13 protein-coding genes are annotated in these 13147 nt (G+C 65.1%); 8 read left to right on the forward strand and 5 right to left on the reverse strand.

Going from position 1 to position 13147, the window contains the following annotated elements; translation table 11 throughout:
• Positions 1–49: 49 nt before the first annotated feature.
• On the reverse strand, positions 50–1234 hold the full coding sequence (locus IC50_RS23145; protein WP_035710086.1) for a substrate-binding domain-containing protein: 1185 nt from the start codon (positions 1232–1234) through the stop codon (positions 50–52).
• Between the two features lie 179 nt (positions 1235–1413).
• Here IC50_RS23145 and IC50_RS23150 point away from each other — a divergent pair, with 179 nt between their 5' ends.
• Positions 1414–1857, forward strand: coding sequence for a MarR family winged helix-turn-helix transcriptional regulator (locus IC50_RS23150; protein WP_025576502.1), 444 nt, complete (start codon positions 1414–1416; stop codon positions 1855–1857).
• Positions 1858–1958: 101 nt separating this feature from the next.
• On the opposite strand, the gene secA is transcribed toward IC50_RS23150, so the two are convergent.
• Entirely contained in the window at positions 1959–4799 is a 2841-nt protein-coding gene (gene secA, locus IC50_RS23155; RefSeq protein ID WP_035710090.1) for a preprotein translocase subunit SecA, read from the reverse strand.
• A 354-nt stretch (positions 4800–5153) separates the two neighbouring features.
• Here secA and IC50_RS23160 point away from each other — a divergent pair, with 354 nt between their 5' ends.
• The 3 genes from IC50_RS23160 to mutT all read left to right on the forward strand — a co-directional run bounded on the left by IC50_RS23160 (position 5154) and on the right by mutT (position 7864).
• A complete protein-coding gene (locus IC50_RS23160; RefSeq protein ID WP_035710095.1) occupies positions 5154–6104 on the forward strand; it encodes a peptidylprolyl isomerase in 951 nt (316 codons plus the stop codon).
• A 101-nt stretch (positions 6105–6205) separates the two neighbouring features.
• Complete coding sequence (gene argJ, locus IC50_RS23165) at positions 6206–7447, forward strand: bifunctional glutamate N-acetyltransferase/amino-acid acetyltransferase ArgJ (RefSeq protein ID WP_035710098.1); 1242 nt, start codon at positions 6206–6208, stop codon at positions 7445–7447.
• Positions 7448–7453: 6 nt separating this feature from the next.
• On the forward strand, positions 7454–7864 hold the full coding sequence (gene mutT, locus IC50_RS23170) for an 8-oxo-dGTP diphosphatase MutT (protein WP_035710103.1): 411 nt from the start codon (positions 7454–7456) through the stop codon (positions 7862–7864).
• 111 nt (positions 7865–7975) lie between these two features.
• Here the strand turns inward: mutT and IC50_RS23175 are convergent, their stop codons facing one another.
• Positions 7976–8830: a methyltransferase domain-containing protein gene (locus IC50_RS23175; RefSeq protein ID WP_035710132.1), complete on the reverse strand. Its 855-nt coding sequence runs from the start codon at positions 8828–8830 to the stop codon at positions 7976–7978.
• Positions 8831–9069: 239 nt separating this feature from the next.
• Between IC50_RS23175 and IC50_RS23180 the strand changes: the two genes are divergently transcribed.
• From IC50_RS23180 to IC50_RS23195, 4 genes are read left to right on the forward strand one after another with little or no spacing between them, the layout of a single operon-like run.
• Positions 9070–9867, forward strand: a complete 798-nt coding sequence (locus tag IC50_RS23180) for a ComF family protein (RefSeq protein ID WP_035710109.1) — start codon at positions 9070–9072, stop codon at positions 9865–9867.
• A 47-nt stretch (positions 9868–9914) separates the two neighbouring features.
• Positions 9915–10190: a glutaredoxin 3 gene (gene grxC / locus IC50_RS23185; RefSeq protein ID WP_035710112.1), complete on the forward strand. Its 276-nt coding sequence runs from the start codon at positions 9915–9917 to the stop codon at positions 10188–10190.
• Entirely contained in the window at positions 10187–11065 is an 879-nt protein-coding gene (locus IC50_RS23190; RefSeq protein WP_035710115.1) for a carbon-nitrogen hydrolase family protein, read from the forward strand. Before grxC ends, IC50_RS23190 begins: the two co-directional genes overlap by 4 nt.
• Positions 11062–11541 (forward strand): DUF1178 family protein, encoded by a 480-nt coding sequence (locus IC50_RS23195; RefSeq protein ID WP_035710118.1) that lies wholly within the window; start codon positions 11062–11064, stop codon positions 11539–11541. Before IC50_RS23190 ends, IC50_RS23195 begins: the two co-directional genes overlap by 4 nt.
• Here IC50_RS23195 and IC50_RS23200 read toward each other — a convergent pair.
• Positions 11538–12437 (reverse strand): EamA family transporter, encoded by a 900-nt coding sequence (locus tag IC50_RS23200; RefSeq protein WP_035710120.1) that lies wholly within the window; start codon positions 12435–12437, stop codon positions 11538–11540. The genes IC50_RS23195 and IC50_RS23200 overlap by 4 nt on opposite strands.
• A gap of 196 nt (positions 12438–12633) precedes the next feature.
• A partial coding sequence (ubiG, locus tag IC50_RS23205) for a bifunctional 2-polyprenyl-6-hydroxyphenol methylase/3-demethylubiquinol 3-O-methyltransferase UbiG (protein WP_035710123.1) occupies positions 12634–13147 on the reverse strand: 514 nt, incomplete at its 5' end.

The raw sequence follows: 13147 nt of genomic DNA on the forward strand, positions 1-13147 counted from the left end.
TTTCAAGTATTATTTCGCAAACCGGCTGCGACGCATCGGCAGGTGCCTCTCAGAGCGTCTTGATGATCCTGAAGTCGAGACCGTCGGCTTCGGCAAGATACATCGGCATCTCGGCGCGACCATCGCGAAGAGTCACGGGACCGCGGCCGGCCGTATAGACCGTGTTGCGCGCGGCCTCGAGCAGCGGACGAAAGGTAAGCGAACCGGCGCGGTTGGCCACGGATTCCAGGAAGCGCAGCCCCTCATAGTTCGACTGGCCGACCGAGCCGACCGGCGGCGCGTGCGGACCGAACATCGCCTGATAGCCACCGAGGAACTCGTCATTGGCGCGCGAGACCATGCAGTTGAAGTAGCCGGAGGCGCAGAACAGGTTCTCGGTGTTGTCGGCGCCGATGCCGAGCACCACGGTCTCGTCCATCGCGCCCCCGAGCCGCAGCGTCGAGGTCGCAAGGCCCGCCTCCGCAAAGGCGCGGTTGAAGGTGATGCTGTCGGTGCCGATCAGCGAGATCAGCACCACATCGGGCTTGGCGGCGCGGATGCGCGCCAGATGCGGCTCGTGATTGTCCTCGCCGACAGGCACGAACTCCTCGCCGACGACCTGGCCGCCGGCCTCCTTGATATAGCGCTTGACCGAGCGATGCGACTGCCAGGGCCAGACGTAATCGCTGCCGATCAGGTACCAGCGCGCCGCCTTCTTGACGTCGGCGAGCCAGTGGATTGCCGGGCGGCTCTGCCAGCGCGGCGTCTCGCCGATCGCCATCACGCCCGGCGTGCGCTCGCCGCCTTCATAGACCGGGGTGTAGATGTAGGGGATGCGGTTGCCGGTGACCTTGCGCAGCGCGACGCGGACCGCGCTGATATGCGAGCCCATGATGAGATCGACCTCGTCGAAGGCGATCGCCTGCTCGGCGCGGCGCACCACTTCGTCGATCGGGCCGCCGGAATCGTAGATCGACAGCTCGAGCTCGCGGCCTAGAATGCCGCCGCGCTTGTTGATCTCGGCGACCGCCAGCATCGCGCTGTTGGTGGAGGTCGGGCCCCAGATCCCGGGCGAGCCGGTGAAGGTGAGGAAATTGCCGATGCGCAGCTTGTTGCGCGCGCCGCGGCGCTTCACGAAATGCGCGTCGAGCGGGGACAGGTCGAAGTCGGCCGCCGATGACGACAGATTCCTGAACAGCATGGACGGCGGCAACGCCGGGCCGCCGGGAGCCGGGAAGTTTACCGTCGCGCGCACGCCAACTCCTGTCTGACACCAGACCTGAAAGCACATTCTTCGGGCGACCGCGGCTTCCGCCCTTTTGTTGGGCAATGATCCTATTTTGAAAATATTGAATGTTCAACAATTGAAGTGCATATAGATGCAGCATTGATTGCAAGACATTCACTCATTCGGGTCAAGACGAAGTCTTAGCCGTGGCAAAACCATCGAAAGAAAACTCCCCGATCACCGAACATCTCGCCTACCTGCTCGCGCAAGCCAACCGGGAGATCAACCGGCAGCTCGAGCTGCGGTTGAGCAAGGAGGGCGTGCCGGTCGAGCAATGGCGCATCCTGAAGGTGCTGTCGGATGGCAACGGCCATTCGATGGGCGAGCTTGCGGATGCCGTGCTGCTCAACCACCCGACATTGACCAAGATGATCGACCGCATGGTCTCCGACACGCTGGTCTATCGCGTGCAGGATCCGAACGACCGCCGCAAGGTGCTGATGTTCATCTCCGACCGCGGCAAGGTGCTGTGCAAGAAGCTCAACTCGCTCGCGGTGGACCAGGAGGAGCACATCCTGGAGAGCTACGGCGACAAGTCGACCAGCGAGCTCAAGCGGCTCTTGGAGAGCTTGATCGACAGCTCGAATTGAGGTGTGCGGCGTGATTTGAGCGCTGGCTTCCCGAGCTCTCTCAACACGTCGTCCCGGACAAAGCGTGAGGCACGACGTCGCGCCTCACTCGGGCTCAAGCCTTACGCATACCGCCCGTGGCAGTGCTTGTACTTCTTGCCGGAGCCGCAGGGGCAATCCTCGTTGCGGCCGACCTTGCCCCAGCTTGTCGGGTTCTTCGGATCGCGCAGCGCCGCGTCGGTGGCCTGGGCGCCGAGCGTGACGCTGGCGAGGGCCATCTCGTCCTCGCCGGTGTTCGGATCGAACTTGTGCGCTTCCATCGCCGGCAGGATGGGAGCTTCCTGCTCCGGCGGGACGATCTCGACCCGCATCAGCTGCGCGGTAACGGCCTCGCGCAAGTGAGCGCTCATCTCCTGGAAGAGGTTGAAAGCCTCCGTCTTGTACTCCTGCAAGGGATCGCGCTGGCCGTAGCCGCGCAGGCCGATGACCTGGCGCAGATGGTCGAGCATGATCAGGTGCTCGCGCCAGAGATGGTCGAGCGTCTGGAGCAGGATGGTCTTCTCGACGTAACGCATCACGTCGGGCCCCCATTGCGCGACCTTGGCCGCCATGTGCTCGTCGGCCTTGGTCTCGATGCGGCTCAGCAGTTCCTCGTCCGCGATGCCCTCTTCCTTGGCCCATTCGTCGACCGGCAGGTCGAGATCGAGCACGCGCTTCAATTCGTCCTTGAGCCCCGCGACGTCCCACTGCTCGGCATAGGCATGCTCGGGCACATGCTTGGCGACGAGGTCGTCGATGAAGGCGTGGCGCATGTCGGCGACGGTCTCGGCGACGCTCTCGTCCTTCATCAGTTCGACGCGCTGATCGAAGATCACCTTGCGCTGGTCGTTCTGGACGTTGTCGAACTTGAGGAGGTTCTTGCGGATGTCGAAGTTGCGCGCCTCGACCTTCTGCTGCGCCTTCTCCAGCGCCTTGTTGATCCAGGGATGGATGATGGCCTCGCCCTCTTGCAGGCCGAGACGCTGGAGCATGCTGTCGAGGCGGTCCGAGCCGAAGATGCGCATCAGATCGTCTTCCAGCGACAGGAAGAATTTCGAGCGGCCGGGATCGCCCTGACGACCGGAACGGCCGCGCAGCTGGTTGTCGATGCGCCGGGATTCGTGGCGCTCGGAGCCGATGATGTAGAGGCCGCCGGGCTTCTTCACGGTCTTGGCGGGCTTGGACCCCTTCGCCGGCTCGATCTCGACGGTCTCCTCGGCCTTCAGCACGATGTCGCGGAAGCGCTCGATGTCGGCCTTGATCTGCTCGATCTTCTTCGCCTTCTCCGCTTCGTCGGTGATCGCGGCCGTTTCCTGCTGGATGCGCATCTCCAGCGAGCCGCCGAGCTTGATGTCGGTGCCGCGGCCGGCCATGTTGGTGGCGATCGTGATCGCGCCGGGCACGCCTGCTTCCGCGACGATATAGGCTTCCTGCTCGTGAAAGCGCGCGTTCAGCACCGCGAACAGTTTCGCCTGCTTGCCGGCGCGGGCGGCGGCATAGAGCTTGTCGAGCGCGCCTTCCTTGCCGAAATCGATCTGCTTGTAGCCGTGCGACTTCAGGAATTCGGCGAGCACTTCCGATTTCTCGATCGAGGCCGTGCCGACCAGCACCGGCTGCAGCCGCGAATTGGCGCGCTCGATCTCGGCGAGGATGGCCCCGTATTTTTCCTTCTGGGTGCGATAGACCTCGTCGTCCTCGTCGAGGCGGGCGATCGACAGATTGGTCGGGATCTCCACGACCTCGAGCTTGTAGATGTCGAACAGTTCGTCCGCTTCGGTCGCCGCCGTGCCGGTCATGCCCGCCAGCTTCTCGTACATGCGGAAGTAGTTCTGGAAGGTGATCGAGGCCAGCGTCTGGTTCTCGGGCTGGACCTGGACGTGCTCCTTGGCCTCCAGCGCCTGGTGCAGGCCTTCCGAATAGCGGCGGCCCGGCATCATGCGTCCGGTGAACTCGTCGATGATGACGACCTCGTTGTCGCGGACGATGTAGTCCTTGTCGCGGGTGAACAGGGTGTGGGCGCGCAGGGCCTGGTTGATGTGGTGCACGACGGAGACGTTCTCGACGTCGTAGAGCGACTCGCCCTTGAGCTGGCCGGCATCGCGCAGCAGCGTCTCGATCTTCTCCATGCCGGCTTCGGTCAGCGTCACGGTGCGCTGCTTCTCGTCGACCTCGTAATCGGTCTTGTCGAGCCTGGGCAGGAAGCCGTCGATGGTGTTGTAGAAATCGGAGCGGTCGTCGAGCGGGCCGGAGATGATCAGCGGCGTGCGCGCTTCGTCGATCAGGATCGAGTCGACCTCGTCGACGATGGCGAAGAAGTGCGGCCGCTGGACCATGTCCTCGAGCCGGTACTTCATGTTGTCGCGAAGATAGTCGAAGCCGTATTCGTTGTTGGTGCCGTAGGTGATGTCGCAGGCGTAGGCGGCCTTGCGCTCGGCGTCGTCGAGGCCGTGGACGATCACGCCCGTGGTCATGCCGAGGAAGCCGTAGATCTGGCCCATCCAGCCGGAGTCGCGGCGGGCGAGATAGTCGTTGACGGTGACGACGTGGACGCCCTTGCCGGCGAGCGCATTGAGATAGACCGCAAGCGTTGCGACCAGCGTCTTGCCTTCGCCGGTCTTCATCTCGGCGATGTCGCCCTCGTGCAGCACCATGCCGCCGATCAGCTGGACGTCGAAATGGCGCTGGCCGAGCGTGCGCTTGGCGGCCTCGCGCACGGTGGCGAAGGCCGGCACCAGGAGGTCGTCGAGCGTCTTGCCCTCGGCGAGCTGCTTCTTGAATTCGGCGGTGCGGGCCTTGAGCGCCTCGTCGGAGAGTTTCGAGACTTCGGGCTCCAGCGCGTTGATCGCATTGACGCGGGACTGATATCCCTTCACCCGCCGGTCGTTGGCGGAGCCGAAAAACTTGCGGGCGAGCGCGCCGATCATGCTGAGTTCCTGTGTTCGCGATTTAACCGCGTTGCAGCCAAGAAGTTGTCACCCCCCTGCCTATCAACTCACCGTGACGCCTGGTGGCGTCAGAGCCCGGACTGCGGGAGGTCATCCGCCATATGGGTGGGAATTGGGCAAGTCTGGGTTCAACGGCCAAAAACGCAGCAAAATAAACGCCATCGCCATGGTCGCGACCGCGCAGAGATATGGCCCGGTCAGGGCCTTGTCAACGGCGGGCGCATTGCGGCTAATTCATCATTTTGACAGACTTTTCGCGTTGCCAAGCCCCCCTGAATTGGGCGAGTGTCCGCCCCGCTCGAGCAGCCCCCTGCTTCAACATAAGGATTTTCCATGACCACCTCGTTCCCGGTAACCACCGGCCAGCGTTTCCGCCATGCGTCGGCCCTGGCCGGCAGCCTCGGCTTGACAGCCTGCTTGGCGCTGTCCCTGGCGTTCGCGGGCCCGCTCCGGGCCGCCGATGATCCGGTGCTGGCGAAGGTCAATGGCGCGGAAATCAAGAAGAGCGACGTCACCATGGCCGAGGAGGAACTCGGGCCGAGCCTTGCCCAGATGGACCCGGCGACCAAGGACGAGAACGTCCTGTCCTTCCTGATCGACATGAAGATCGTCAGCAAGGCTGCCGAAGACAAGAAGATCGCCGACAGCGACGAGTTCAAGAAGCGCCTGGCATTCGCCCGCAACCGGCTTCTGATGGACAGCCTGCTCGCCAATGAGGGCAAGGCCGCCATCACCCCGGACGCGATGAAGAAGGTCTATGAGGAGGCCTCCAAGCAGATCACCGGCGAGCAGGAAGTGCGTGCCCGACACATCCTGGTCGAGACCGAGGACGAGGCGAAGGCGGTGAAGGCGGAGCTCGACAAGGGCGCCGATTTCGCCGAGGTGGCCAAGAAGAAGTCCAAGGATCCGGGCTCCGCCGACGGCGGCGACCTTGGCTTCTTCACCAAGGAGCAGATGGTGCCGGAGTTCTCGGCCGTGGCGTTCTCGCTCGAGCCCGGCAAGATCTCCGACCCCGTGAAGTCGCAGTTCGGCTGGCACATCATCAAGGTCGAGGAAAAGCGCAACCGCAAGGCGCCCGATTTCGAGCAGGTCAAGGCCCAGATCGAGCAGTACGTGACCCGCAAGGCTCAGGCCGAGTATGTCGCCAAGCTGCGCACCGAAGCCAAGGTCGAGCGGCTCGATCAGCCGGCTGCGGATGCGTCCAAGGACGCCAAGTCCGATGCGAAGCCGGCAGACCCTGCCAAGCCGTCCGACAGCAAGATGGCGCCGCCGGCGAAGAAGTAAGAATTCGCTGTCACTTCGCTGACGCCGAGAGTATCTAAGCATAGCAATGGCCGGGCATCCCCCGGCCATCTGCATGTCCAGACCTACCAAGGCGCCCCACGATGTCCTCTGCCGTCTCTCCGCTCGCCCCCAAAACCGTCCCTGATATGCCCGTGATCGCGGGCATCCGTCTTGCGACGGCCGAAGCCGGCATCCGCTACAAGAACCGCACCGACGTGCTGCTGGCGGTGATGGACAAGGGCACCGCCGTCGCCGGCGTCTTCACCAAGTCGAAGTGCCCCTCTGCCCCCGTGGAATGGTGCCGCGCCAAGCTGAAGGGCGGCAAGGCCCGCGCGCTCGTGGTCAATTCCGGCAATGCCAATGCCTTCACCGGCAAGACCGGCCGCGCCTCCACCGCGCTGACCGCGAAGATCGCCGCCAAGGCGGTCGGGTGCAGCGAGGGTGAGATATTCCTCGCCTCGACCGGCGTGATCGGCGAGCCGCTGGACGCGACCAAGTTCGACGGCGTGCTGGGCCGCCTCGCCGAGACCGCCGAGCCCGGCGACTATCTCGCCGCAGCCAAGGCAATCATGACCACCGACACATTCCCGAAGGTCGCGACCGCGACCGTCAAGCTCGGCAAGGCCAAGGTCACCATCAACGGCATGGCCAAAGGCGCCGGCATGATCGCGCCCGACATGGCGACCATGCTGTCCTTCATCTTCACCGACGCGCCGATCGCGCCCGCGGCCCTGCAGGCGCTGCTCAGGAGCGGCGTCGAGGACACCTTCAATGCGGTGACGATCGATGGCGATACCTCGACCTCGGACACGCTGCTGGCTTTTGCGACCGGCGCCGCCGCCGAGCACGGCGCACCGAAGATCGGCCGCGCCAGCGATCCGCGCCTGAAGGCTTTCGTCAAGGCCTTCAACCAGGTGCTCGCCAACCTCGCCGAGCAGGTGGCGCGCGACGGCGAAGGCGCCCGCAAGCTGGTCGAGATCACGGTCGAGGGCGCCAAGACCAAGGCCTCGGCGCGCAAGATCGCGATGTCGATCGCCAACTCGCCGCTGGTGAAGACGGCGATCGCGGGCGAAGACGCCAATTGGGGGCGCGTGGTGATGGCGGTCGGCAAGGCCGGCGAGCCGGCCGATCGCGACAAGCTCTCGATCTCGTTCAACGGCATCCGCGTCGCCAAGAGCGGCGCGCGCGATCCCGACTACGACGAAGCGCAGGTGTCCGAGGCGATGAAGGCGCCGGAGATCGCGATCAAGGTGTCGCTGGGGCTCGGCAAGGGCCGCGACCGCGTGCTGACCTGCGACCTCACCAAGGAATACGTCGCGATCAACGGGGATTACAGGTCGTAAGGCAGCATGGCCGATCTCAAGCTCACACTGGTGGTGGCCTGCGCGCTGGTCGATGCCGACAAGCGCGTCCTGATCGCGCAACGCCCCGAGGGCAAGGCGCTGGCCGGCCTCTGGGAATTTCCGGGCGGCAAGCTCGAGGTGGGCGAGCGGCCGGAGCAGAGCCTGATCCGCGAGCTCCACGAGGAGCTCGGCATCACGGTCGCCGAGCCATGCCTGGCGCCGCTGACCTTTGCCAGCTACGGCTACGAGACCTTTCACCTGTTGATGCCGCTCTACATCTGCCGGCGCTGGGAGGGGCAGGTGACGGCGCGCGAAGGCCAGGCTCTTGCCTGGGTCCGCGCCAACAAGCTGCGCGACTATCCGATGCCACCGGCGGACATTCCGCTGATTCCGCATTTGATCGATCTGCTGATGTGACGATGCCCTTGCATCGTCATTGCGGGGCGCGCGAAAGCGCGAACCCGGAATCTCGCGCCATAACTTCTGGATTCCGGGTTCGGTCCTGCGGACCGCCCCGGAATGACGGTGCTAGGATTCCGTCTTCCCCGCCTTCTTCACCGCCTCGGCCAGGCTCGCCCTGGCCGAGCCGGGCTTGAGCGGCTGCTGCTGGCTCGCATGCGGGGCCCAGCCTGAGAGCCAGATGATGTCGAACGTTGCGCGAATGCGGCCGTCGGCATCGGCAAAGCGCTCGGCATAGATCTCGGCCATGCGCAGCAGCGTCGCGCGCCGGCTCGGCGTGCGACGGCGCTCGATCAGCACATTGGCCGCGCCCATGCGGCGGAGATCCTGCATCAGCGCGAACGCATTGCCATAGCGCACCACCACGCGGTCGACATCGGTGACCGGCAGCGCGAAGCCCGCCCGCTGCAACAGCGCGCCGATGTCGCGCAGATCGGCGAACGGCGCCACGCGCGGCGACATGCCGCCCTCGCATTCCGCTTCCGCCGCGGCAAAGGCCTGGCGCAGTTCGGTCAGGCTGTCGCCGCCGATCATCGCGGCGAGCAGCAGGCCGTCCGGCCTCAGCGCCCGGCGAACCTGCGCAAGCACACCCGGCAGGTCGTTGACGAATTGCAGCGCCAGCGCCGAAACGACGAGGTCGAGGCTTTCCGGCGCGAAGGGCAGTGTCTCCGCACCCGTCGCGTCGGGTTCAATCCGCGCGATTGTCGGAAGCCGTGAGCGCAACGCCGTGAGCCCGTCGCCGGGCGTCCAGAGATCAGCCGGTGCGTGAAACTCGCGCATCACCGCCGCCAGCCGGTCGGACATGTCCTCGGCAACACGATCGAGCAGGAATGTCACCTCGCCCTGCGCCCGAGCACGCCGCTGCCGTGCGTGCAGCAAGGCACGATCGAACAGGACGGGCGGAATCTGGGAGTTTCGAGCCATGCCGCTGGTTACGCCGATCTCCACGGTTGTGGCAACGCTCTCGTGTCCCGGACGCGCTGCAACGCTCTTGCGCTGCTGCGCAGCAGCCGGGACCCAGAACGCAACGCGGTATACGGTATAATGCCGCGACATGGACCCCGGCTCTGCAGCGCACCGCCGAAGTGGCGCTGCGCTGCGTCCGGGGCACGAGATCGGTACAGCCGCTTGAGCCCATGCAAACGGAGCGCTAGCCTCTCCTCATGGAAGCCGACACTGCTCCTCCCCGTTCCATCGCCGCACCGCTGCGGGCCGCGTGGACGGCTGGCTGCCACGTGCTGTCGCGCGCAGCACGGCTCGCGCTCGACATCGCGCTGCCGACGCAGTGCGTATCCTGTCACGAGCCGGTCGACGGCGAGGGTGTTTGCGCTTCGTGCTGGGCGCGGCTGTCGTTCATCGAGCGGCCCTATTGCCCGCGACTCGGCATTCCCTTCGTCTATGACCCCGGCCCCGACATGCTGTCGATGGAGGCGATCGCGAGCCCGCCGGCCTACCAGCGCGCCCGCGCGGCGGTACGTTACGACGATGTGGCACGCACACTGGTGCACGCGCTGAAATACCAGGACCGCACCGATCTGGCGCCCGCCATGGGCCGCTGGATGGCGCGGGCGGGCGGCGAGCTGCTCGCCGGCGCCGACATGCTCGTGCCCGTTCCCCTGCATTGGCGGCGGGCCTGGCGACGCCGCTACAACCAGTCCGGAGCGCTGGCGCGCATCATCGCGCAGCAGAGCGGCGTCAAGGTGCAGAGCGAGGTGCTGCGCCGGGTGCGTGCCACCGAGCAGCAGATCGGCCTGTCGCGCGCCCAGCGCGCCACCAACGTGCAGGGCGCATTTCAGGTATCCCCTGACCGTCAGGCCGAGGTCCAGGGTCGCCGCATTGTCCTGGTCGACGATGTCCTGACGTCAGGGGCGACGCTGGATGCCTGCGCGCGGGTCCTGCTCCGGGCCAAGGCAGCCCAGGTCGACGTGCTGGTGTTCGCCCGGGTTGTGGAGATCAGGTGAAGTCCCATATAATTCAATGAATTCATGACATGAGAGCGCCAGACGAGATGACTGCTGCTGTCGAGATCTACACCAGGCCAGGCTGCGGCTATTGTTCCGCCGCCAAGTCGCTGCTGACCCGCAAGAAGGCGACCTTCACCGAATTCGATGTCGCCAAGAACCCGTCCTGGCGCCAGGAAATGTACGGCCGCGCCGGCCAGGGTTCGACGTTCCCGCAGATCTGGATCGGCGGCACCCATGTCGGCGGCTGCGACGACCTCTATGCGCTCGACCGCGAAGGCAAGCTCGACGGCATGCTCGAGAGCGTGAAGGCCGCGACATGAGCGAGAATCGCACCTTCACCGCCGCCATGGTGCAGATGCGCACCGGCCTGATGCCGGGGCCAAGCCTCGAACAGGCAACGAGGCTGATCCGGCAGGCTGCGGCCAACGGCGCCGACTACGTGCAGACGCCCGAAGTCAGCAACATGATGCAGCTGAACCGCAAGGCGTTGTTCGAGCATCTGCAGAGCGAAGAGGACGACAGCTCGCTGAAGGCCTACCGGGCGCTCGCGGCGGAATTGAAGATTCATCTCCATGTCGGCTCGCTGGCGCTGCGCTTCTCGCCCGAGAAGGCGGTCAACCGCTCCTTCCTGATCGGGCCCGAGGGCAATGTGCTCGCGAGCTACGACAAGATCCACATGTTCGACATCGAGTTGCCGGACGGCGAGAGCTATCGCGAATCCGCCAATTACCAGCCCGGCGAGACCGCCGTGATCTCGGATCTGCCCTGGGGCCGCGTGGGCTTGACGATCTGCTACGACGTGCGCTTCCCCGCGCTTTACCGTGCCCTTGCCGAGAGCGGCGCCTATTTCATCACGGTGCCGTCGGCCTTCACCCGCAAGACCGGCGAAGCGCATTGGCACGTGCTGCTGCGCGCACGCGCGATCGAGACCGGCTGCTTCGTCTTCGCGGCGGCCCAGGCCGGCCTGCACGAGAACAAGCGCGAGACTTACGGCCATTCGCTGATCATCGATCCCTGGGGCGAGATCCTCGCCGAGGGCGATGTCGAGCCCGGCATCATCATGGCCAGGATCGATCCGGCCAGGGTCGAGACCGCGCGCCGCGCCATCCCCTCGCTCCAGCATGGCCGCCGCTTCGGCGTCTCCGATCCCAAGGCGGGACCGGACCATTTGCACCTCGTGCGGGGATCGGCATGATCCGCTACGCCCTTCGCTGCGACCGGGACCACGACTTCGAGAGCTGGTTTCAGAGCTCGTCGGCCTATGATTCGCAGGTGAAGCGAAAGCTCGTGACCTGCCCGATCTGCGGCTCGGCCAAGGTCGAGAAGGCGATCATGGCGCCGCGCATCGTCGGCAAGAAGGGGCGCGCGTCGCCGTCGCCCGTACCGGTCACCCCGGCCGCGACGCCCGACGCCGCACCGTCAGGACCGACCTCGCTGCTGATGGCGCAGGAGCGCGAGCTTCGCGCCAAGCTCAAGGAGCTGCGCGATCACATCGTCAAGAACGCCGACAATGTCGGCGAGCGGTTTGCCAACGAAGCCCGCGCAATGCATTACGGCGACAAGGAGCACCGTCCGATCTATGGCGAGGCCTCTCCGGAGGAAGCGAAGTCGCTGATCGACGAAGGCATCGAGGTGTCGCCGCTGCCGACCCTGCCGGAAGACCGGAATTAAGCTCCTACCAGAACAGCCACGCCGACGACGATCAACGCGATGCCTGCAAGCTCGCGCGGCGCGATCGGCTGCTTGAACGAGTAATACGCCACGGCTTGCGCGAACAGCACCTCGATCAAGGCGAGCGTGCGGACATTGGCGGCGGCCGTCAGCGCGAAGGCCAGGAACCAGAATTGCGAGGCGAAGGCGCCCGTGAAGCCCGCGAGCATCGACGGCCGCCATAGTCCGAGGATTCCCCGCAACACGTCCGGCGCGCGCCAGAGCAGATAGATCGTCAAGACCAGCGTCTGCACGAACAGGCCGAGCACCAGAGTGAACGATGCTGAGGTCACGAAAGATACGCCCGGCACGTTGATGATGGCACCGCGAAAACCGACCGCGGACAGTGCGAATGCCGCAGCAGCAACAAGGCCGGTGATGGTCGGCTTCAATTCCGCAAAGCCCTTCTCGCCGCCGGGGCGCAGCGCGGTGATGACGACACCGACGGTGGCGATCACGATCGCGAGCACCTTCAGCCAGGTCAGGTGGTCACCGAGGAAGACGAAGCCGAAGATCGCCGTCTGGATCGCCTCGGTCTTCAGGTAAGCGGTCGTCACCACGAAGGAGCGGTCGTTCATCGCGAGCAGCATCAGGCCAGTGGCAACGATCTGGCTGAGTGCGCCCAATAGCAGCCACGGCCAGAACACGGTCGGCGGCATGCTCAGATGATCGCCGGTCGCGAACAGCACCAACCCCAGGAACAGCAGCGAAAACGGGAAGCCGAACAGGAAGCGGATATTGGTCGCTCCCCAGGTCCCCAGCGGCTTCGTCAACGACCGCTGCATCGCATTGCGCGCGACCTGCCCGAGCGCGGCGATGACGGTGAAGGGAATCCAGAGGCTGGCGACGGTGAGCATGGGAGTGGGGGCGAGGGAGCTAAGTGGCTAGAAAGGTAGGTTGACTAGCGTGACGGGAAGCGACTCACTGGTCAACCACATGGGCGTCATGGGTGCGATGCTCTCGCAACAAGTTCGGTGTCATCCCTGCGAACGCATGCGTTCGCAGGGACGACACCGTGCTCGGAGTAACAGCTCGTACCTCACCCACGGTAGTTCACACCATGGCTTCCGCGACCACCATGTAGTTCACGTCCATGTCGGACGAGAGGGTCCATTTGTCGGCGAAGGGTGAGTAGACCACGCCGGTCTGCTCGGTGATGACGAGACGGTTGTCGAGCAGGTATTTTGTCAGTTCGTCGGGGGTGACGAACTTGTTCCATTCGTGAGTGCCGCGCGGCAGCCAGCGCAGCACGTATTCGGCGCCGACGATGGCGAGCGCGAAGCTCTTCCAGTTGCGGTTCAGCGTCGAGACCACCATCAGCCCGTTCGGCTTCAGCATCGAGGCGCAGCGCTTGAGGAAAACGCCGACATCGACGACGTGCTCGACCACCTCCATCGCCAGCACGATGTCGAAGCGCTCGCGCGGGTCGATCTCCTCCACCGTGGTGCAGCGATAGTCGATCGCGAGATGGCTCCTGTCGGCATGGAGCTTCGCCGCGGCGATGTTGCTGGCCGAGGGATCGATGCCGATGACCTGTGCGCCGAGGCGCGACAGCGGCTCCCCCCGC

Origin of the sequence: Bradyrhizobium genomosp. I (2014) (genome assembly GCF_000261685.1) — a bacterium.
GTDB lineage: Bacteria > Pseudomonadota > Alphaproteobacteria > Rhizobiales > Xanthobacteraceae > Bradyrhizobium.

What these genes read in the sequence shown, in the direction of transcription:
- grxC (WP_035710112.1), top strand. Translation starts at nt 9,915, where the DNA reads ATGACTGCTGCTGTCGAGATCTACACCAGGCCAGGCTGCGGCTATTGT.
- IC50_RS23195 (WP_035710118.1), top strand. Translation starts at nt 11,062, where the DNA reads ATGATCCGCTACGCCCTTCGCTGCGACCGGGACCACGACTTCGAGAGC.
- IC50_RS23160 (WP_035710095.1), top strand. Translation starts at nt 5,154, where the DNA reads ATGACCACCTCGTTCCCGGTAACCACCGGCCAGCGTTTCCGCCATGCG.
- IC50_RS23200 (WP_035710120.1), bottom strand. Translation starts at nt 12,437, where the DNA reads ATGCTCACCGTCGCCAGCCTCTGGATTCCCTTCACCGTCATCGCCGCG.
- argJ (WP_035710098.1), top strand. Translation starts at nt 6,206, where the DNA reads ATGTCCTCTGCCGTCTCTCCGCTCGCCCCCAAAACCGTCCCTGATATG.
- IC50_RS23180 (WP_035710109.1), top strand. Translation starts at nt 9,070, where the DNA reads ATGGAAGCCGACACTGCTCCTCCCCGTTCCATCGCCGCACCGCTGCGG.
- mutT (WP_035710103.1), top strand. Translation starts at nt 7,454, where the DNA reads ATGGCCGATCTCAAGCTCACACTGGTGGTGGCCTGCGCGCTGGTCGAT.
- IC50_RS23175 (WP_035710132.1), bottom strand. Translation starts at nt 8,830, where the DNA reads ATGGCTCGAAACTCCCAGATTCCGCCCGTCCTGTTCGATCGTGCCTTG.
- secA (WP_035710090.1), bottom strand. Translation starts at nt 4,799, where the DNA reads ATGATCGGCGCGCTCGCCCGCAAGTTTTTCGGCTCCGCCAACGACCGG.
- IC50_RS23190 (WP_035710115.1), top strand. Translation starts at nt 10,187, where the DNA reads ATGAGCGAGAATCGCACCTTCACCGCCGCCATGGTGCAGATGCGCACC.